General features: G+C 63.0%; 18 protein-coding genes and 1 pseudogene. 14 read left to right on the forward strand and 5 right to left on the reverse strand.

Annotated features, from left to right (window positions below):
- Positions 1-16: 16 nt before the first annotated feature.
- Both ACQKP1_RS06255 and ACQKP1_RS06260 read right to left on the reverse strand, forming a co-directional pair.
- Positions 17-1,207 carry a GGDEF domain-containing protein gene (locus ACQKP1_RS06255; protein ID WP_427274615.1) on the reverse strand — a complete coding sequence of 397 codons (1,191 nt, stop codon included), beginning with the start codon at positions 1,205-1,207 and terminating at the stop codon, positions 17-19.
- A gap of 314 nt (positions 1,208-1,521) precedes the next feature.
- Positions 1,522-3,711 (reverse strand): transglycosylase domain-containing protein, encoded by a 2,190-nt coding sequence (locus ACQKP1_RS06260; RefSeq protein WP_427276414.1) that lies wholly within the window; start codon positions 3,709-3,711, stop codon positions 1,522-1,524.
- Positions 3,712-4,056: 345 nt separating this feature from the next.
- On the opposite strand from ACQKP1_RS06260, the gene ACQKP1_RS06265 reads away from it, so the two are divergent.
- The 9 genes and pseudogenes from ACQKP1_RS06265 to ACQKP1_RS06305 all read left to right on the forward strand — a co-directional run bounded on the left by ACQKP1_RS06265 (position 4,057) and on the right by ACQKP1_RS06305 (position 13,477).
- A complete protein-coding gene (locus tag ACQKP1_RS06265) occupies positions 4,057-4,521 on the forward strand; it encodes a YcgN family cysteine cluster protein (RefSeq protein WP_427274616.1) in 465 nt (154 codons plus the stop codon).
- A 229-nt stretch (positions 4,522-4,750) separates the two neighbouring features.
- Entirely contained in the window at positions 4,751-7,387 is a 2,637-nt protein-coding gene (locus tag ACQKP1_RS06270) for a heavy metal translocating P-type ATPase (protein ID WP_427274617.1), read from the forward strand.
- Positions 7,388-7,595: 208 nt separating this feature from the next.
- Positions 7,596-8,039 (forward strand): Cu(I)-responsive transcriptional regulator, encoded by a 444-nt coding sequence (gene cueR / locus ACQKP1_RS06275; RefSeq protein WP_427276415.1) that lies wholly within the window; start codon positions 7,596-7,598, stop codon positions 8,037-8,039.
- A gap of 77 nt (positions 8,040-8,116) precedes the next feature.
- Entirely contained in the window at positions 8,117-8,320 is a 204-nt protein-coding gene (locus tag ACQKP1_RS06280) for a heavy-metal-associated domain-containing protein (RefSeq protein ID WP_425959158.1), read from the forward strand.
- Positions 8,321-8,504: 184 nt separating this feature from the next.
- Positions 8,505-8,855: a carboxymuconolactone decarboxylase family protein gene (locus ACQKP1_RS06285; protein ID WP_203014042.1), complete on the forward strand. Its 351-nt coding sequence runs from the start codon at positions 8,505-8,507 to the stop codon at positions 8,853-8,855.
- Between the two features lie 183 nt (positions 8,856-9,038).
- A complete protein-coding gene (locus ACQKP1_RS06290; protein WP_427274618.1) occupies positions 9,039-10,199 on the forward strand; it encodes a diguanylate cyclase domain-containing protein in 1,161 nt (386 codons plus the stop codon).
- A gap of 277 nt (positions 10,200-10,476) precedes the next feature.
- Positions 10,477-10,947 (forward strand): hypothetical protein, encoded by a 471-nt coding sequence (locus ACQKP1_RS06295; RefSeq protein WP_427274619.1) that lies wholly within the window; start codon positions 10,477-10,479, stop codon positions 10,945-10,947.
- Between the two features lie 101 nt (positions 10,948-11,048).
- Positions 11,049-11,858, forward strand: a pseudogene (locus ACQKP1_RS06300) (DNA adenine methylase).
- Positions 11,859-11,968: 110 nt separating this feature from the next.
- Complete coding sequence (locus tag ACQKP1_RS06305) at positions 11,969-13,477, forward strand: DNA-packaging protein (RefSeq protein WP_427274620.1); 1,509 nt, start codon at positions 11,969-11,971, stop codon at positions 13,475-13,477.
- 547 nt (positions 13,478-14,024) lie between these two features.
- Here the strand turns inward: ACQKP1_RS06305 and ACQKP1_RS06310 are convergent.
- Positions 14,025-14,150: a hypothetical protein gene (locus ACQKP1_RS06310; protein ID WP_256367279.1), complete on the reverse strand. Its 126-nt coding sequence runs from the start codon at positions 14,148-14,150 to the stop codon at positions 14,025-14,027.
- Positions 14,151-14,359: 209 nt separating this feature from the next.
- On the opposite strand from ACQKP1_RS06310, the gene ACQKP1_RS06315 reads away from it, so the two are divergent.
- On the forward strand, positions 14,360-14,980 hold the full coding sequence (locus ACQKP1_RS06315) for a glycoside hydrolase family 19 protein (RefSeq protein WP_427274621.1): 621 nt from the start codon (positions 14,360-14,362) through the stop codon (positions 14,978-14,980).
- 82 nt (positions 14,981-15,062) lie between these two features.
- Positions 15,063-15,368, forward strand: coding sequence for a Dabb family protein (locus ACQKP1_RS06320; protein ID WP_203014056.1), 306 nt, complete (start codon positions 15,063-15,065; stop codon positions 15,366-15,368).
- 8 nt (positions 15,369-15,376) lie between these two features.
- On the opposite strand, the gene ACQKP1_RS06325 is transcribed toward ACQKP1_RS06320, so the two are convergent.
- Together ACQKP1_RS06325 and ACQKP1_RS06330 are read right to left on the reverse strand one after the other, a co-directional pair.
- Entirely contained in the window at positions 15,377-15,847 is a 471-nt protein-coding gene (locus tag ACQKP1_RS06325; protein WP_427276416.1) for a type II toxin-antitoxin system death-on-curing family toxin, read from the reverse strand.
- Entirely contained in the window at positions 15,780-15,944 is a 165-nt protein-coding gene (locus ACQKP1_RS06330) for a hypothetical protein (RefSeq protein ID WP_427274622.1), read from the reverse strand. The genes ACQKP1_RS06325 and ACQKP1_RS06330 overlap by 68 nt, the downstream gene beginning before the upstream one ends.
- Before the next feature lie 111 nt (positions 15,945-16,055).
- Between ACQKP1_RS06330 and ACQKP1_RS06335 the strand changes: the two genes are divergently transcribed.
- The 3 genes from ACQKP1_RS06335 (at position 16,056) to ACQKP1_RS06345 (ending at position 18,667) form a co-directional block, all read left to right on the forward strand.
- Positions 16,056-17,228 carry a phage portal protein gene (locus ACQKP1_RS06335; protein WP_427274623.1) on the forward strand — a complete coding sequence of 391 codons (1,173 nt, stop codon included), beginning with the start codon at positions 16,056-16,058 and terminating at the stop codon, positions 17,226-17,228.
- Positions 17,229-17,734: 506 nt separating this feature from the next.
- Positions 17,735-18,085 (forward strand): alpha-ketoglutarate-dependent dioxygenase AlkB, encoded by a 351-nt coding sequence (locus tag ACQKP1_RS06340; RefSeq protein WP_427276417.1) that lies wholly within the window; start codon positions 17,735-17,737, stop codon positions 18,083-18,085.
- A 261-nt stretch (positions 18,086-18,346) separates the two neighbouring features.
- Complete coding sequence (locus ACQKP1_RS06345; RefSeq protein ID WP_427274624.1) at positions 18,347-18,667, forward strand: DUF6107 family protein; 321 nt, start codon at positions 18,347-18,349, stop codon at positions 18,665-18,667.
- The last annotated feature ends 97 nt before the right edge of the window (positions 18,668-18,764 follow it).

Genomic DNA, 18,764 nt, shown 5'->3' on the forward strand with positions numbered 1-18,764 from the left:
GCCATCCCACTCGCCCTCACGCCACGACCCGCGCCTCGTCCTCGTCGAGGCTGACGCGCCAGGTGTTGCGGCCGTCGGCCTTGGCGGCGTAGAGCGCCCGGTCGGCCATGTCGAGCAGGCGTTCGAAGTCTCCCTCGGACTGGATCCTGCCTGAGACCGCGCCGACGCTGATCGTCACATAGGTGTTCCGGTCGCCGGTAAAGCCGTGGGCAATGCCGAGCTGGCGCACGGCGCGGCGCAGGCTCTCGGCCAGCGTCGGTGCCATGTCGGAATCGGCGTCGGAGAGGATGGCGAGAAATTCCTCGCCGCCATGGCGGGCGAGATGCGCCTCCATCGGCAGGGCCCGGCGCATGGCGCGGGCCACCCGTTTCAGACATTCGTCGCCGGCGCCATGGCCATAGGCGTCGTTATAGGCCTTGAAGTGATCGACATCGGCAACCAGCAGCACCACGCGCCGCGCCTCGTCCGACACGTCCGTTGCAAGCCGCATCAGCTCCATCTCGGTGCCGCGGCGATTGGCAAGCCGGGTCAGCGGGTCGGTGACGGAGAGCCGGGCGAGATCCTTGTTCTGTCGGGAAAGCTCGCGCTTCAGCGCCTCGTTTTCCTGCATTTGCAGATGGCTGGTGAGCGCCTCGACTTCCAGCTGATAGGAGACAAGCAGCGTCATCAGCACCGTCGGCATGTAGACCGCCAGATGCTGGATGACATAGGAGGGGCTCGCCCCCTGAAGGAGCCAGATGGCGGAATAGTTGAGGCAGAAGGTGAAGATGCTGGCCCGCAGCGCCGGACGGAACGGCGAGGCGGCGGCAATCGTGATTGCCATCTGGAAGGTCGCGGCCGCATAGAAATAAGTGAGCACACCCGGGCTCGAACTGGACACCAGGATCGCGCACCAGCAGACATTGGCGAGAAGTGCCACCAGGATCGCAGCGATCTCCTTCTTCTCGATCGGATGATTGCCGGCAATGTAGAAGAGGAGGCCGATCGCGATCGGCAGCATCACCCCGAAGCGCAGCACCGCCGACAGCAGGGTGACGTCGCCCAGCAACCACAGATCGAAGAGGAAACAAGCGAGATAGAAGATCAGAACACAGACGACGGCCGCTTTCAGCATTCGGCTGCGTAAAGCTGCGCGATCTTCGAGGAATGCCGCATACTGCTCCACCGTCAATCGGGGCCTAGCGGGAAGTCCGAGCCATCTCATCATGGATGTCCAATCACCGATTGAAATATATGAACCGTCGAAACAGCGAAAAAGTATGTTTGGCCCCCTTAATTTGGGGTGAAGGCGATGTGCCAATACGAGAAATCATGGATGAACACAAGCGGTATGGTTAACCTGCGGTAAACGCCGAAGGGCCTGGAAAGCCTGGGAGGCTGCAACCTGTTTCAATTCAGGATGGTAGGTGAGGGCGGGCTTGCCTCTGCGCCTGGAGGGGGCGGACAGGCTGTCGAAAGCCGACGCACTGCTGTCGCGATTCGCAGCCGCCGTGCTTGAGACGAAGTAAACTTGTGATTGTCTTAACGGCCGGTCGAGCCGGTTGTTTCCGGCTCGATGGCGGCCTGGGCGGTGCCGGTCGGTGCCGAAAGCGCATCGGCGGATTTCAGCCGCGTGGCAAGCTCCCGGATGAGGCGGGTCGATTGCGAAGACAGCGAGCGCGGCCGCACCATCGGCGGGAGCGCATCCGGATTGGCCGCATCCGCCACCCGGGGCTTCGCTTCCTTCTCCGGCATCGGCTGGTCGACGCCGGGGATCGGCTTGATGTCGATGCCCTGATGGGCATAGTCCATCAGCTTCTTGAAGGTCATGGCCGGAAGCGAGCCGCCCGTCATGTTGTTGGTCGAGGTGTAGTCGTCGTTTCCGAACCAGACGGCGGCGGTGTAATTGCCGGTATAGCCAACGAACCAGGCATCGCGGTAAGCCTGGGTCGTGCCGGTCTTGCCGCCGGTCAGGATCCCATCGACGGCGGCGCGCCGCGCCGTGCCGATATAGGGGATCTTGGTCATCATCTGGTTCATCGAGCGGGCCGCCTGTTCCGACAGGATGCGCTCGGGCGCGGGCGCGTCGCGCTCGAAGTCGTAAAGCACGTCGCCGGCATAATTGACGATCTGCGCAATGCCGTGGCGGCGCGAGGCGTAACCGTCGGCCGGGAGCACGGCATAGGCCGTCGCCTGGTCCAGGACGGTAACTTCTGAGGTGCCGAGCGGGATCGTCACGTCCTTCTTGATCGGCGTCTCCACACCCATCGCCCTGGTGGTCTGGATGATCGCGTCGATGCCGAATTTTTCCTTGGCGAGCCGGACCGGGATCGTGTTGATCGATTTCGCCAGCGCCGTTTCCATGGTGACGCGCCCGGAAAAGCTGCGACCATAATTCTGCGGGCTCCAATTGCCCCAGGCGACCGGCGCGTCGACCACGACGGTTTGCGGCGTATAGCCGTTCTCCATGGCCAGCGCGAAAGTATACATCTTGAACGAGGAGCCTGGCTGGCGCAGCGCCCGCGTGGCGCGGTTGAACTGGCTCTCGCCGTAGTCGCGTCCGCCGACCATGGCGCGCACCGCCCCGCCGTTTTCGACCATCACAAGGGCGCCCTGCTTGACGTTGTAGCTTTCGCCATATTCGCGCAGCGACGAGGCGACAGCCTCCTCGGCTGCCTGCTGCAGGCCGAGATCAACAGTGGTGCGCACGACCAGCGTATGATCCTTGAAGCGGGCGGCGATCCGCTGGACTTCTTCGAACGCCCAGTCGAGGAAGAAGTCGGGCGCTTCCTTCTTGTCGCGATCGATGACGGAGGCCGGATTGCGCCGCGCCGCCACCACCTGGCCCTCGGTCATCAGCCCGCTCTGCACCATGTTGGTGAGCACGTCATTGGCGCGCGCCCGCGCCGCCGGCAGATTGACATGCGGGGCATATTTGGCCGGCGCCTTGAACAGGCCGGCCAGCATCGCGGCTTCCGCCAGCGTCACCTCGGTGATGTTCTTGCCGAAATAGAATTGCGAGGCGGCTGCTGCGCCAAACGTGCCGCCGCCCATATAGGCGCGGTCGAGATAGAGCGAGAGGATCTCCTGTTTGGAGAGATTGGCCTCCAGCCACAGTGCCAGATAAGCTTCCTTGATCTTGCGCTCGATGGAGCGCTCATTGGTGAGGAAGAGGTTCTTCGCCAGCTGCTGCGTCAGCGTCGAGCCGCCCTGAACGACCGACCCCGCCTTGGCATTCTCCGTCATGGCGCGGGCAAGGCCGATGAAATCGATGCCAAAGTGATCGAAGAAGCGCCGGTCTTCCGTCGCCAGAACCGCCTTGACCAGATGGTCCGGCAGCTCATCGACCGGAACGGAGTTTTCATGGATGATGCCGCGATGGCCGATCATGTTGCCGTAACGGTCGAGGAAGGTGACGGCGAAATTGTCGTGGTTGCGCCAGTCTTTCTTGGTTTCCTCAAGGGCCGGCTGGGCGAGCGCGAGCAGGAGAACCATGCCCGCCGTGCCCAGCGTCATGGCTTCGCCGGCGATCTCGAAGCCGAGCTTTTTGAGGCCGCGCACACGGAAACGGCGGAAGAAGATGGTGATCTCTTCCCAGGCCTCGGCGAGGTCGTAACCGGCATTCCACAGCGTCGAATCGAGCCAGCTGTCGATCTTGAGAAAGAAGTGGCGCTTCAGCTTCCGTGGCTTTTCGGGGCTTGCCGAGGAGGCGCCGGAGGCTGGCCGATCGATGCCGTCGGCGCCGCCGAGGCGTTCCGCAGGCTGAAGATCGTCAGGCTTGTCCTTGTCGACCACGGTGGCTTTTTCCCGAAAACTTGTTGTCGGCTCCCTTGACGCGCCCGCCGATTGGGATCAGGACCCGGAGAGATTACGGGCGGGTCGTCATTATGTGAGTGATGGTCGATTTGCTGTAAAAGAACAAGCGGTTTCGCGGCGCATGGTGAACCCGGCGCGGCCCCGGACGCGCTTTTGGCAGCAGGCGTTGCACCCCGGCCACCGACTGGCCGAGGATGGCGGCCAGCGCCGCAGTAGGATGCAGCAGCAAGACCGAAAGATCACAGTCAGTTGAACGAGACCATGACCGAACAGCCCTTCTGGAAAACCAAGACGCTCGCCGAGATGAGCAACACAGAATGGGAAAGCCTCTGCGATGGCTGTGGCCTCTGTTGTCTCAACAAGCTGGAGGATTGGGACACCGGCGAGGTGGTCTTCACCTCGGTTGCCTGCAAGCTGCTTGACGGTCACAGCTGTCGCTGTTCCGACTACGAGAACCGCCAGGAAACCGTGCCCGACTGCATCCAGCTGACGCTTAAGGGCCTCCGCGAAATCCAGTGGCTGCCACCGACCTGCGGCTACCGGCTGATCGATGAAGGCCTCGACCTCTACTGGTGGCACCCGCTGGTCTCGGGCAGCCCCGAAACGGTGCATCAGGCCGGCATTTCCGCCCGAGGGCGGACAATCTCGGAGGAGGGGCTCGATGTCGAGGATCTCGAGGATTACGTGGTCGACTGGCCGCTGAAGGTGGGCGCGGAGCGGGATTGAGGGGCTCGCGAGGTGCTTGAGGCCTAGTTGTTGATCTGGGCCTCAGCCGATGCCGAGGAAGACGGCGAGATTGCGGGTCAGCGCGAGCATCTTCTCTATTCTGCGCGTTTTGCAAGGTGCTCAGGTCTGGCCAGACAGCCTCTGAACCCTTTTGAGCTGGAAATCGACGCACCACCCCTTGACCCTCCCATGATGGGAAGGTCCATCTATGATGGCGGAGGTGACCGCCATGAATATGCAGTCCAGGCCAGATCTGGCCAAGAACAAGAACGAAGCCATCCTTTTGCCTGTCGAGGGCATGACCTGCGCATCCTGTGTGCGGCGGGTGGAAAAGGCCGTGGCCGCGGTGCCAGGGGTCGAGGCGAGCGCGGTGAATTTTGCGACCGAGACGCTGTCGGTGACGCCGGGAAACGGGTTTTCGGCAGACGCCTTGCTCGAAGCGATCGAAAAGGCCGGCTATGAAGCCAAGGCCGAGACGCTGGTGCTGGAGGTCGAGGACATGACCTGCGCATCCTGCGTGTCGCGGGTCGAGAAGGCCTTGAAATCGGTGCCGTCGGTCGAGACGGCGAGCGTCAATCTGGCGACCGGTGAGGCGGTGGTGAAGGTGCTGGGCGGGGTCGACGCCTTGCCGGCGCTGACCGCAGCCGGGGCCAAGGCGGGTTATGCGGTCAGGCTCGCCGGTGCTTCGACGGATGGAGCCGCGGCCGGAAAAGGGCAGGGGAGCGTGGGCGAGGCCACACCCGATGCGGTTCCGGGCTCGGCGCATCCGGGGGGCTCGGCAGGCCGGGCCGACGATAGTCGCGAGGCGCGGCGAGAGAAGGAGATCTCCGGGCTGAAGCGTGATTTCCTGATTGGGTTTGTGCTGACACTGCCGCTCTTCGTCATGGAAATGGGCGGGCATCTCTATCCGCCGCTGCATCATGTGCTGATGGATGTTTTCCCCGGCAACAGTCTGTATCTGCTGCAGTTTGCGCTGGCGACAGCGGTTCTGGCCGGTCCCGGGCGGCGTTTTTATCTGAAAGGCTTTCCGGCCCTCTGGCGTCTTGCCCCCGACATGAACGCGCTGGTCGCGATCGGCACCGGGGCGGCCTATCTCTATTCCCTGGTGACGACCTTTGCGCCTGAAATCCTGCCCGTCGATGCCCGGCATGTCTATTACGAGGCGGCGACCGTCATCGTCTCGCTGATCCTGCTCGGCCGACTTCTGGAAGCGCGCGCCAAGGGCCGGACGGGGGCTGCGATCCGCAAGCTGGCAGGCCTGCAGGCAAAGACAGCGCGGGTCGAGCGTGAGGGTGAGACGCGTGATGTGCCGCTCTCCGAAGTCAGGCTCGGCGATGTCGTCGTCGTGCGGCCCGGCGAGCGCATTCCGGTCGATGGCCGGGTGATCGACGGGGCAAGCGCCGTCGACGAGGCAATGATCTCGGGCGAGCCGATCCCAGTGGAGAAAGGTGCTGGTGCTACTGTCATCGGCGGTACCGTCAACGGCTCCGGTTCCTTCCGCTTCGAGGCGACGGGCATTGGCGCCGACATGATGCTGTCGCGCATCATCCGCATGGTCCAGGAAGCGCAAGGGGCAAAGCTTCCGATCCAGAAGCTGGTCGATGAGGTGACCGCCTGGTTCGTGCCGGCAGTGATTGGCATTGCCGTCGCCACCTTCTTCGTTTGGCTGATATTCGGGCCGGAGCCCGCCTATACGCATGGGCTCGTGGCGGCGGTGGCCGTGCTGATTATCGCCTGCCCTTGCGCCATGGGGCTGGCCACGCCGACCTCGATCATGGTCGGAACCGGCCGCGCCGCCGAACTCGGCGTGCTCTTCCGCAAGGGCGAGGCGCTACAGAGCCTCAGCCAGATCGACTGGGTTGTCATGGACAAGACCGGCACGATCACCGCCGGAAAGCCGGAGGTGACGGAGATCGTGACGGCAGAGGGCTTTGCCGAGGTGGAGGTGCTGCGCCTGACCGCAAGCCTTGAGGCGCGCTCGGAGCACCCCCTGGCAGATGCCATTGTGCGCGCGGCGGAGGCGCGGGGGATCGTGCTGTGTACCGTGGAGAATGTCGAGGCGGTGGCAGGGTTTGGCGTGACGGGTGTGGTTGACGGGCGGCGGGTAGCGGCCGGTGCCGACCGGTTCATGGTGAAGCTTGCGGTGATGGCGGAGGGCGAGACATCGGGTCTCACTGCTGCCGTGACCCGTCTCGCCGACGAAGGCGCAAGTCCTCTCTATGTGGCGATCGACGGCAAGCTTGCAGCGGCGATTGCGGTGGCCGATCCGATCAAGGAGACGAGTGCGGCCGCGATTGCAGCCCTGAAGGCCCGGGGTCTGAAGCTTGTCATGGTGACCGGCGACAACAGGCGCACGGCCGAAGCCGTGGCGAGAAGAGCCGGCATCGATGCGGTGGTCGCCGATGTGCTGCCGGAGGGAAAGGTAAGCGCGATCAAGGACCTGCAGGCGAAAGGTGAAAAGGTTGCCTTTGTCGGCGACGGCATCAACGATGCGCCGGCACTGGCAACGGCCGATGCCGGGATTGCGATTGGCACCGGCACCGACGTGGCGATCGAAAGCGCCGATGTCGTACTGGTCGGCGGCGACCTGACGGGCGCGCTGCATGCGATCGAGCTCTCGGACAAGGTCATGGCCAATATCCGCCAGAACCTGTTCTGGGCTTTTGGCTACAATGTCGCGCTGATCCCGGTCGCGGCCGGGCTGCTTTATCCGCTCTTCGGCATCACTTTTTCGCCGATGCTGGGGGCGGCGGCCATGGGGCTTTCGAGCGTGTTCGTGTTGTCGAATGCGTTGCGATTGCGGACGGCCAAGGTGACGGAAACCATCTCCCCCCTAGCGGGGGAGAAAGCAAAATCGAGGGCTTAGCCCGATCAGGGCTAAACCTCAGATTTTGCAAGAGAGGGGCTCGGTGAGGCTGGTGCCAGCGGAACCGAGCCCCTCACCAGGAAAATCTGAAGTTTAGGCGGCTTGCGCTCGCCTAAGCCTTCGATTTTCCGTCCTCCCCCGCATGGGGGGAGGTATCGCGGCCTCTCCTCCTGTGGGATTGGAACTGAAGGAGAACAAGACCATGACGATGAACATCGGTGAAGCCTCGCATGCCTCGGGCGTGTCAGCCAAGATGATCCGCTATTATGAGGAGATCGGGCTGATTGCGCCGGCGGGCCGGACGGCCGCGAATTACCGGGTCTATGATGCCGACAGCGTCAACCGGCTGCGTTTCGTGCGGCGCTCGCGCAATCTCGGCTTTTCGCTTGAAGAGACCGAGCGGCTGTTGAAGCTCTGGGACGACAAGGAACGGGCAAGTGCCGAGGTGAAGGCTCTGGCGCTTGCCCATGTCGAGGAGCTGGAAGGAAAGATCGCCGAGATGCAGGCAATGCGTGACACGCTCGCTCATCTCGCCGAGCGCTGCCTCGGCAATGAGCGGCCGAACTGCCCGATCCTCGCCGATCTCGAGGGCAAGCCGCTGCGGCAAAAGACCGCCGGAAAGGACAAGGCCGGGGACTGCTGCGGGGATTGACCTTGCCCCCATGGGAAGGTGCAGAAAGGGATTGGAAGCGACGGCTCGACGCTGTCGGCACAGGGAAGGACAAGACCATGATCGGACAGACGATTTTCAAGATCGAGGACATGACTTGCGGGCATTGCGAGAAGACCGTGGTCAAGGCCTTGGCGGCTGTGTTGCCGGGAAGTGCCGTGACCATCGATCTCGCCGCCCGCAAGGCCTTTGTCGAGGGCGATGCTGTCCTTGCCGAACAGGCGATCCGCGAGGCGGGTTACACGCCGGTGCGGGAGGTTTGAGGGGGGTGAGCGAATAGCGAATAGGGGTTAGGAGTTGTCCCGCAGCGGACAGCGATGATGACACAGGGTTGCCGCGCTGCTCGGAAATCAGTCCAATCTCCCAGCCTACTGCCTACTGCCTCTCTTGCAATATCCTCAAGGCTCAATATATATGTAGTATCGTATATATTTTGGAGACGCCGCCATGAGCAAGGACTACATCGCCATCACCCGGGATATCTCGAACGGGATCAAGACCCTGCGCAAGGACATTCCCGATGTGATGCAGGGCTTTTCGGCCATGGCCGGTGCGGCGACCAAGGACGGGGCGCTGTCGAAGAAGGTGAAGGAACTGGTGGCGCTCGGCATTGCGATCTCCACCCGCTGCGACGGCTGCATCGGCTTTCACACGGAAGCGCTGATCAAGCTTGGTTGCACCAAGGCGGAATTCGAGGAGGCGCTGGGGCTTGCGGTCTACATGGGCGGTGGCCCGTCGCTGATGTATGCGGGCGATGCCATGGCCGCCTGGGAGCAGTTCGGTGGACCGAAGGCCTGAGGCAACTCAGGTCGGGCCTAAGCCGGGGACTAGTCTGGTGCGACGCCGCAGGGTCGCGGCCCAAAAAATGCCGGGCCAGCTTCATTTTGCGTGCTCTAAATTAGCGAAAAATTTGCCGCCATCCGCCATGGTGAAACCCGATGCGGCGCCACTCGAGCGTCGCCAGGGAGCAATGGCCAGGGCATGCAGACGGAGACGGGCGCAAGAGGGCGGTTGAACTGGCTGTTGCGCATGGCGCCCGAGGTGGAACGGGCCGAGGAACGGGATTTCGGCGCCGAACGTATCCGGCATCTGCGCCATGCGATCATCGTCGGCCTGATCGTCTACAACATCTACAATCTCACCAGCCTGCACCTGATGGCAGACATCCAGCCCTTCACGGTCGCCATGCGCCTCTTCGTGCTGGTGCCGGGCTCGCTGGCGATCTTCTACCTCGTGCCGCGCGTGCCGCCGGCACTGCGCGAACTGCTCCTGCTCGGCGGGATGTTCGTCGCAAGCCTTCTGCCGCTCTATCTGCTCTACATCTCGCAATCGAGCTACGCGACCTACACGCTGGGCGAACTGCCGCTCGTCCTGCTCTTCGGTAACATGTTGCTGGTGCTGCGTTTTCGCCTTGCGCTGATCTTCACCGCCGTCACCTGCCTGACGGCGCTTTTCGTCATTCACGCCAAGCCGGGGCTGGACGAGAACCTGATATTTCCCCTGACCGTGCAGGTGGTGACCGGCCTGTTCTTCACGCTCTACGGCAACTGGCATGTCGAGAGACAGCGCTGTCTCACCTATCTCGCCCGCTACGATGCGCAAAACCGCGCAGACATTGCCGAGCGCCGCGGCGACCGGTTGCGCGATCTGACGCTGACCGACATGCTGACCGGGATTGCCAACCGCCGGCATCTCGACGAAACGCTCGGCACCTGGCTCGCAACACCGGGCGCGGTGCTGCTGCTGATGGTCGATGTCGACCACTTCAAGGCCTTCAACGACCGTTTCGGCCATGTGGCGGGCGACGATTGCCTGCGCCGCATCGCCTCCGCTCTTGCCACCTTTGCCGCCCGCCACGAGGGCTTTGTCGCCCGCTATGGCGGCGAGGAATTCACCCTGCTGTTTGCCGTCGACGCCGAGACCGGCGGCGCGTTTCTCGCCGACCGGCTGGTGCGAACCGTGCGCGAGCTTTCGATCCCGCATCCGGCCCGCGCCGACGGGCTTTCGCATGTCACAGTCTCGGTCGGCTATGCCGGGACCGGCGAGGGCGGCGTTCGGGGAGCGCGCGATCTGGTGACCCGGGCGGATCTGGCGCTTTACGAGGCGAAGAGTGCTGGGCGCAACAGGTCGAAGGCGGGATGAGGGGGCTCGGTGAGGCAGATGCAACGGAACTGCGCCCCTCTCCTGGAAAATCTGAAGTTTAGGCGGCTTGCGCTCGCCTAAGCCTTCGATTTTCCGTCCTCCCCCGCAAGGGGGGAGGTGGGGCTGTTACCAAAATAGGAAAATAATCCTTGACACCGTGACGGTCGTCGGATAGGGTTTTGACATGATCGGAAAGCTGTGGCCGCGGGGCCAAGGTGATCCGGAGAGGTTTGGAAAGGGTCCGCTGGCGGGCCCTTCTTTCATTTCGGAGGCGGCCATGCTGGGCGAGGACCGACGCGGGGATCTCGAGGCGCTGCCTGACGTGATCGAGGTGAAGGCGGCAGGCGCTGGCGATCTCGAGCGATTGCTCCAGGAATTCACCATCGAAATGCGTGCCCAGTTCGACCTGTTTCGACGCTTAAGGGCAGGCGCCGAGAGCCTGATCGACGGGGCCGACGAGGCACTGGCGAAACAGGCGCGCGCCGACATCAAGGCGGCGACCGATGCGATTGCGCTGATCGTGCGCACGCTGGAAAAGATCGATGCACTGTTGCGCCAGCTGGAGCGCGACCGGCTGGATGCGGAGGAACGTCTGCTCGAGGCGCGCGATCCGGAGGTCTTGCGCGGCGAGGTGGAGGCGCTGATTGCGGCCAGGGTCGAGGCAGCGGTGGCGGCACGGCTGGAGGCGGCGGTGGCGGCAAGGTTGGCGGAGGTTGCAGGATTGGCCGAGGGTAGGGGGCCGCCGTGAGGCTCCCCTGCAATGAACGTTGGGTCATTCAGTTGCGCGCGCTTTCCTACCGCTCTGTGATCTGGCCTATCTTGATGTCCTAACCAATATCGAGGTCCGGCATGCTGACACCCGAAGCTCTTACTGTTGTGCCCAAGACAAATCCCCCAGCGCCTTGGATCGGTGGTAAGCGGCTACTGTCAGGGCAAATCATTGGGTTGATTGAGGGCGTTCCACACAGATCTTACATAGAGCCGTTCTTTGGCATGGGAGGGGTGTTTTTTCGCCGGACGCGCGTTCCGAAAGCCGAGGTCATCAACGACCGATCTGGTGAAGTGTTTAATTTCTTTCGGATTCTGCAACGGCACTACCCTCAACTGATGGATATCCTCAGATTTCAACTGGCCAGTCGACAAGAGTTCGAGCGGCTGCGTGCGTCGGATCCTCAAGGCCTCACGGATCTCGAGCGTGCCGCGCGTTTCATTTATCTTCAGAAGCTCAGCTTTGCCGGGAGGGTTCGGGGGCAGAGCTTCGGGATCAGCAAAAACAGCCCCAGTCGCTTCAACATATCGAATTTGGGCACGGTCCTTTAGTCGGTTCACGAACGCTTGGCCGGTGTCATTGTCGAGAATCTTGATTGGTTGGAAGTTCTTGAGCGATACGACAGCTCTACGGCTCTGTTCTATCTCGATCCCCCATATCACGGGCATGAAGATGACTATGGGGCCGGGATGTTTGAGAATGACCAGTTTGAGAGGCTTGCGGCTCAACTGGCCCGGTTGAAAGGGCGCTTCGTTCTCTCGGTCAATGACGATCCATTTATTCGAACAACTTTCAACGGCTTCTCGATGCGAGAGTTGGACGTTGATTATACGGCGTCCAGGTCTCGCAGAGTACGCCGCAAGGAGCTCGTGTACCTATCTCCAGAATAGCATGGGCGGCCACGCTACCCCTTGTTCTCAACGCGCGGCACTGAAGTAATTCATGCATCCGATCGTATATCTCGCCCGCGCAGCTGCGGAGACGGTGCCGGAGATAGCAGATGACATTAAAATCTAAGAGCAGGCTTCGGCGGGAGCGGCAAGCTGCAATCTGTCCGCTGGCCATTGGTATTGTCAGCGAATTTACAGAGCGAATGAGTCACTTATCAACTAGGATGCAAGAGGCGAATACCCACTGCCGCTCGATAGCGAACAGGGTGATCTCAGAAGCGCCTGAGGATCCGAGACTGCTCATCGGTGTATCCGATCGATTGCCAGCAGGTCTTGTCAAGTCGCACCCGATCAAACCCGTTGATATCCCCGACCTCGCACGGCTCACCCCTTCAGATCTCGCCTTCCTCGCCCGCGACTGGAAGCTTCTGGCGCGGCCCGAGCAATTGCCGCCGGAGGGAGACTGGCGGAGCTGGCTGATCCTCGGCGGGCGCGGATCGGGCAAGACGCGGGCCGGGGCCGAATGGGTGCAGGCTGAGGTGCTGGCAGCGGGCAAGCGAACGGATTTGCGCATTGCGCTGGTGGCCGAGACGCTCGGCGATGCGCGTGAGGTGATGATCGACGGCGCTTCGGGGCTGGCAAGGATCGCAAGGCGGATGCGGCCGGAGGTGGAGATTTCGCGGCGACGGCTGGTCTGGCCGAACGGGGCGATTGCGCAGATCTTTTCATCCGAGGATCCCGAAAGCTTGCGCGGGCCGCAGTTTCACCTCGCCTGGTGCGACGAGCTCGCCAAATGGAAACATGCCGACGAGACCTTCGACATGCTGCAGTTTGCGCTGCGCCTGGGCGATGATCCGCGCCAGGTGGTGACGACGACGCCGCGGCCGGTGCCGCTGTTGAAGCGGCTGATGGCGGATGAGGCGACGCGGCTGACGAAAATGGCGACCTCGGCCAATGCCGCGCATCTGGCGCCGGGGTTTTTGGGCGCGCTTGCAGCCCGCTATGGCGGGACACGGCTCGGGCGGCAGGAGCTCGACGGCGAGCTGATCGAGGACCGGCCGGATGCGCTCTGGAAGCGTGCGCGGCTCGACGAAATCGTGGTGAAGCTGGCGGAACCCTTGCGTCGCATTGTGGTGGCGGTCGATCCGCCGGCCGGCGGGGTCTCTGCCTGCTGCGGCATCGTGGTGGCGGGTCTGAAGGAAAACGGCCAGGCGGTGGTGCTCTCGGATTGCTCGGTGGAGGGGCAGGGCCCGGCCGGCTGGGCGCGGGCGGTGGTGTTGGCTTATCGGCGCTTCGAGGCCGACCGGGTGGTGGCCGAGGTCAACCAAGGCGGCGACATGGTGCGCGCCGTGCTGGAGGGCATCGAGGCGCGGCTGCCGGTGACGACGGTCCGGGCCACGCGCGGCAAGTTCCTGCGCGCCGAGCCGGTGGCGGCGCTCTATGAGCAGGGGCGGGTTTTGCATGCGGGACGGTTTGTCGAACTCGAGGATCAGATGTGTGATTTCGGGCCGGAGGGATTGTCGAATGGGCGCTCGCCGGACCGGCTGGATGCGCTGGTCTGGGCGCTGACGGCGCTGATGCTCGAGGGTGGCGGCGAGCCTCGGATACGGGGGGTGTGAGGTCCCTCATGCTGAGGTGTTGTTACAATGCAGGGACCGCGAAAATTGCTTCGAGTTGTGCCGACTGAACTGATCCCCTCACTTGCGAAATCTGAAGTTTAGGCGGCTTACGCTCGCCTAAGCCTTCGGCTTCGGGTGTGGTAGGGTCGGCGCGCATCTGTCGTGCGCGGGCTCGGGCGAGGGGTTTCGGTTCGTAGCGCATGAACTGACCCTTTGGATGGGGGCAGTATGCGCTTTTGGGTTGTGGGGGGCAAGGGTGTGGTGCCGACTGAACGGGTCCCCTCACCAACAAAATCTGAGGTTTAGCCCTTACCGGGCTAAGCCCTCGATTTTGTAACCTCTCCCACAGAGGGGAGAGGGGACGGTGCCGCTGGCCTCGCGCTCCCTCTCCCCCCACTGTGGGGGAGAAAGCGAAATCGAAGGCTTAGCCCGATCGAGGGCTAAACTCCAGATTTCGCAAGTGAGGGGATTGGTTTCGTTGGCACCAGAAACGAAAAACCGGCACCCTTTCGAGCGCCGGTTTCACATTGCAATGCGGTGGATCGGTTTACTTCGCAGCCGTTGCGGGGGCGGCCGGCTGGCGGACCTGGCGCCATTCGTTTTCGAGGCGCTGCAGGACATGGGCCGGGATGGTTGCCGGCGCGGCGGTCTTGGTCGAAGTGTTCGTCTGCATCTCTTCCCTCCTCGGGTTTGGAAGTCTGGCCTCCAAACGTGTCTGTGGGGCGAAAGTTCCACAGCGTTAAACCTTTGTAAATATGAACGGAACGAGCTCTAAACGATTGAAATTTCTTCAATCGTTTTAATTCTGAACTTTTTTTCATCGGCGCTGCCCCCACAGAGGCGAGGCGTTGTGCCGCTTTCCCTGACATTGAGGATTTCATCATGCGGATCGACCGGCGAATCGTCTTCGCGGGGCTGCGCAATGCCGTGTTCGGCGGGCGGCTGTCTCAGGGGCAGGTGGACGGCGTGGAGGCCGTGCTGACGCGCTTTTCGGCGCGCGGCTGGGGCGATCCGCGCTGGCTCGCCTATATGCTGGCAACCGCGCATCACGAGACCGGCGGCACCATGCAGGCGGTGCGCGAGACCTTTGCGCCCGACGATGAGGAGGCCGTCAACCGGCTGGAACGGGCCTGGCGCGGCGGAAAGCTGCCGACGGTTAAGACGCCCTATTGGCGGCGGGATCCGGAGGGGCGGAGCTATTACGGCCGTGGGTTGGTGCAGATCACCCATCGCGAGAATTACGCGAAGATGAGCCGGGTGACGGGCCTCGACCTCGTCGCGGAGCCGGATCTGGCGCTGAGGCTCGACGTCTCCGCCACCATCCTGGTGGTCGGCATGACCGAGGGGCTGTTTTCGGGGGCAAGGCTCTCCGATTACTTTTCGGGCACGAAAGCCGACTGGACGGGCGCGCGAAAGATCGTCAACGGCACCGACCGGGCGAAGAAGATCGCGGTGACGGCGCGGACCTTCGATGCGGCGATCAGGGCGGGGCTTATGGTGTGAGTGGCACGGGCGAGATGGCGCATTGAGCGGGAGGTCCGGCGATGCTATCGGCTGGTGCGTTGCAACAGGTTGAGGGTGCCCCATGATCCGCCACATCGTCTTCTTCACCGTGAAGCCGGAGAATATCGAGGCTGTGCGGGCGGGGCTGTCGATCCTGACGGAAATCCCGAGTGCGGCACGGCTGGAGATCGGCACGAATGTGAAGACCGACGGCTTTCACCGCAGCATCGACCTGGTCGTCTATGGCGAATTCGAGGATGAGGCAGCACTCGCCGCCTACAAGGCGCATCCGCTTTATGAAGAGAGCATCCGGCGTGTGAAGCCGCTGCGCGAGGAGCGGTTTGCGGCGGATTATGTGGTAGGGGATGCGGTGCGGGGGCGGGTGTGAGCGGCCTCTTAGGCCGGGCTTAGCAGGGGCTCCAACCGGTCCGCGAGCAGAGAGGGGTCGTCGTTCCCGATGATCAGGTCCTCGATCCCGTATTTCAGGCGCTCCTGCTGTTCTGCATCGAGAGACAAACGGTAGCCGTTGACTGCAATGAAATAGCGGCCGGAAAGCCAGGCTGTCCGCTTGTTGCCCTGTTCGAAGGCATGTGCCTTGCCGATCGACTGGATGATGCAGCAGGCGAGCCAGGAGACAGATGATATCTGGCGATACTCTGCCTGGAACCGCGGACGGTGAAGGGCGCCTTCGAGGGCGAATCGGTCCCGCAGAAAGTGGTTTTCCGAAGAGCCGAGAAGCAACCGTCTGTTGATCGCAATCACATCCTCGATTGCAATCCAGAGGGGCTCGCTTATGCGCTCACTTGGCCAGATGATACAGGATGATCTTGTCGGTGACGAGCAGGTCTTGGACGAATTCGTCGAGATCCGGCGTGGATGCGATCGGCTTTGCGGTCTTCAGGGTAACGCCATCGGAAGGCGCGATAGCAGCTTTGCGGCCATCGCTGTTCCGCCTCTCGTCCACACCACCGATTTTCGCTTTTGAACTCATAGGAAGACTATAGCGCAGGATTGGTGTTTTGACGAGCACTGCCGCGCTACCCGTGTTTCGACCTCCATTCCAGAGGACATCACCATGAAACTCCCCTTCCGTCTGCCCTGGGCGCAAGCCCGGGATCGAACCTCCGTGCCTGAAGAAAAGGCGCTCATTCCGCGACCCGGGACGGCGCTGGCGCTGATTGCGGGCGAGGGCGAGGCGCGCTGGACAGGGCGAAATTACGCGGCGCTTGCGCGGGAAGGCTTCATGAAAAACCCGGTCGCGCATCGCTGTGTGCGGATGGTGTCTGAGGCCGCTGCCAGCATTGGGTTCCTTGCCTATCAGGCGGCGGTCGAGCGGGAGGGGCATCCGGCGCTTCAGCTGCTGGCGCGTCCGAACGGGGCGATGACAGGGGCGGATTTTCTCGAGACGCTCTATGGCCAGCTGCTGCTCTCGGGCAATGCCTATGTCGAGGCGGTGGCAGCGGGCGGGCGGGCCTCTGATCGGGCGGCGGAGTTGCATCTGCTTCGGCCGGACCGGGTGAGCGTGGTGACCGGAGCCGACGGCTGGCCGTCTGCCTATGACTATCGCGCCGGCACCAGGGCCAGGCGGATCGCGCTCGATGGTCTCCTGCATCTGAAGCTGTTTCATCCGCTCGACGACCACGAGGGATTTGCGCCGCTCGCGGCAGCGCAAGTGGCACTCGATCTGCACAATGCGGCGGGGCGCTGGAACAAGGCGCTGCTCGACAATTCGGCAAGGCCATCAGGTGCGCTGGTCTATCAGCCGAAGGAGGGCGGCAATCTCTCGGCCGACCAGTATCAGCGGCTGAAGACGGAGCTCGACGAGGGCTATTCCGGCCCGATGCGCGCCGGGCGGCCGCTTTTGCTGGAAGGCGGGCTCGACTGGAAGTCGATGGGGCTTTCGCCCAAGGACATGGATTTCGTCGAGGCGAAGAATGGGGCTGCCCGCGACATCGCGCTCGCCTTCGGTGTGCCGCCTATGCTGCTCGGCATTCCCGGCGACAACACCTATGCCAATTACCAGGAGGCGAACCGCGCCTTCTATCGGCTGACCGTGCTGCCGCTGGTGACGCGGACTGGGGCGTCGCTTTCGGTGTTTCTGGGCGAGTTTACGGGCGAGGGGCTGCGGCTGGTGCCGGATCTCGATACGGTTGCGGGGCTTTCGGCGGAACGCGATGCGCTTTGGGCGCGGGTGGGGGCGGCGGCATTTTTGACGGACGAGGAGAAGCGCGAGGCGGTGGGGTATTGAGGGGTTGGTTGTGCCACAAGCACGGATCCCCTCACCAACAAAATCTGAGGTTTAGCCCTGATCGGGCTAAGCCCTCGATTTTGTAACCTCTCCCACAAGGGGGAGAGGTGTCGATGCGGCTGGCGGCGCGCTCCCTCTCCTTCTCTGTGTGGGAGACAGCGAAATCGAAGGCTTAGGCGAACGCAAGCCGCCTAAACTTCAGATTTCGCAAGTGAGGCGATCGGTTCTCTTGGCAATACCCTAGCATCACTCGGATGCGGGGTATGTATTTCCCACTAAGATGCCCACTCGACCGACAAGGACACCCGCCCATGGAGACCCAGCCCTAGCTGCCACCCGGTGCCAGTCTCACCGCCGACTGGATCACCCCTCAGCAGGAAGCCGCGCTGATCGCCTTCCTCTACGCCGGTGCGTGGAGTGGAGAGCTGAAGCGGCGGGTTCGGCATTTCGGCTATCGCTATGACTACCGGGCGAGGCGCGCCACGGGGGAGAGCCGGATCGGGCCACTGCCGGACATGCTGCAGGGACTGGCGGAGCGGCTGGTGGCGGACGGGCGTTTCGCCGCCGTGCCGGACCAGGTGATCGCCAACGAATATCTCCCCGGGCAGGGGATCAGCGCGCATGTCGATTGTGAGCCGTGTTTCGGCGAGGTGATTGCCTCGCTCAGTCTGCTGTCGGCCTGCGAAATGCGGTTTGCATCCCTTTCAAGTGGCGAGACGCGGGCGGTCATTTGCCGCCGCGTTCGCTGCTGGTGCTCGCCGGGCCGGCGCGGCGTGAGTGGACGCATGCGATCCCCGCGCGGCTGTCGGATGTCATTGACGGTCTGCGAGTTGCCCGACAGCGGCGGGTGTCGCTGACGTTTCGGACGATGCGGTTTTGACGCAAGGCCCGGCCAGGCAGGACCGGCCGCAACTTCATGCATCAATTCAACCGGCGGAATCAGACTGTGAACTTTCGCCGCCAAGCGATTCCAGGGACTCGACAATCTGCACCCACTTCGCCTGACGGGTGAAGCGCTCGACGAGTGCGGACAAGGAAGAGGAAGCGCCGGCCGCAGCCTGTCGGCGGGATCGTTCCGGCCGGCGCTCATTCCAAAGCTAACCGCGAAAGATGAACAAATGACTGACTTCGGCCATGACGGCGGGGTGACCTCCGCGCGTCTGATCGGTGCTGTCGCGGGCTCCGCGATTTCGCTGGTCTATCTGCTTCCCAAACATCGCCGCGAGGCGGCCGTGCGTTTTCTGACGGGCGTCGCCTGCGGGCTGATCTTCGGCGGACCGACGGGTCTGTGGGGCGCGAGGCAGCTGGGTCTCGACGGGCAGCTATCGACGGCGGAGACCATGCTGGCCGGGGCGACGCTGGCGTCGTTCACCGCCTGGTGGGGGCTTGGTGTTTTGGTGCGGCTGACGGGCCGGGCGGGGGACAAGGTGGGTGGGTGAACGCCTTCATCCTTAAGGAGCTTCTGCGCAGGCAGGGGTCTCGAAGGATCGCGCTTCGTTGAAATCGGTCGCCTTGACCCTTCGAGGCCCGCGCGGT

This window comes from Allorhizobium sp. NPDC080224 (assembly GCF_050281005.1).
Taxonomy (GTDB): Bacteria; Pseudomonadota; Alphaproteobacteria; order Rhizobiales; family Rhizobiaceae; genus Allorhizobium.

Bases quoted from the DNA above. Each gene is read 5' to 3' on its own strand.
- ACQKP1_RS06255 (WP_427274615.1), bottom strand. From the start codon at position 1,207: ATGATGAGATGGCTCGGACTTCCCGCTAGGCCCCGATTGACGGTGGAG.
- ACQKP1_RS06265 (WP_427274616.1), top strand. From the start codon at position 4,057: ATGACCGAACAGCCCTTCTGGAAAACCAAGACGCTCGCCGAGATGAGC.
- ACQKP1_RS06270 (WP_427274617.1), top strand. From the start codon at position 4,751: ATGAATATGCAGTCCAGGCCAGATCTGGCCAAGAACAAGAACGAAGCC.
- cueR (WP_427276415.1), top strand. From the start codon at position 7,596: ATGAACATCGGTGAAGCCTCGCATGCCTCGGGCGTGTCAGCCAAGATG.
- ACQKP1_RS06280 (WP_425959158.1), top strand. From the start codon at position 8,117: ATGATCGGACAGACGATTTTCAAGATCGAGGACATGACTTGCGGGCAT.
- ACQKP1_RS06285 (WP_203014042.1), top strand. From the start codon at position 8,505: ATGAGCAAGGACTACATCGCCATCACCCGGGATATCTCGAACGGGATC.
- ACQKP1_RS06290 (WP_427274618.1), top strand. From the start codon at position 9,039: ATGCAGACGGAGACGGGCGCAAGAGGGCGGTTGAACTGGCTGTTGCGC.
- ACQKP1_RS06295 (WP_427274619.1), top strand. From the start codon at position 10,477: ATGCTGGGCGAGGACCGACGCGGGGATCTCGAGGCGCTGCCTGACGTG.
- ACQKP1_RS06305 (WP_427274620.1), top strand. From the start codon at position 11,969: ATGACATTAAAATCTAAGAGCAGGCTTCGGCGGGAGCGGCAAGCTGCA.
- ACQKP1_RS06310 (WP_256367279.1), bottom strand. From the start codon at position 14,150: ATGCAGACGAACACTTCGACCAAGACCGCCGCGCCGGCAACCATCCCG.
- ACQKP1_RS06315 (WP_427274621.1), top strand. From the start codon at position 14,360: ATGCGGATCGACCGGCGAATCGTCTTCGCGGGGCTGCGCAATGCCGTG.
- ACQKP1_RS06320 (WP_203014056.1), top strand. From the start codon at position 15,063: ATGATCCGCCACATCGTCTTCTTCACCGTGAAGCCGGAGAATATCGAG.
- ACQKP1_RS06335 (WP_427274623.1), top strand. From the start codon at position 16,056: ATGAAACTCCCCTTCCGTCTGCCCTGGGCGCAAGCCCGGGATCGAACC.
- ACQKP1_RS06345 (WP_427274624.1), top strand. From the start codon at position 18,347: ATGACTGACTTCGGCCATGACGGCGGGGTGACCTCCGCGCGTCTGATC.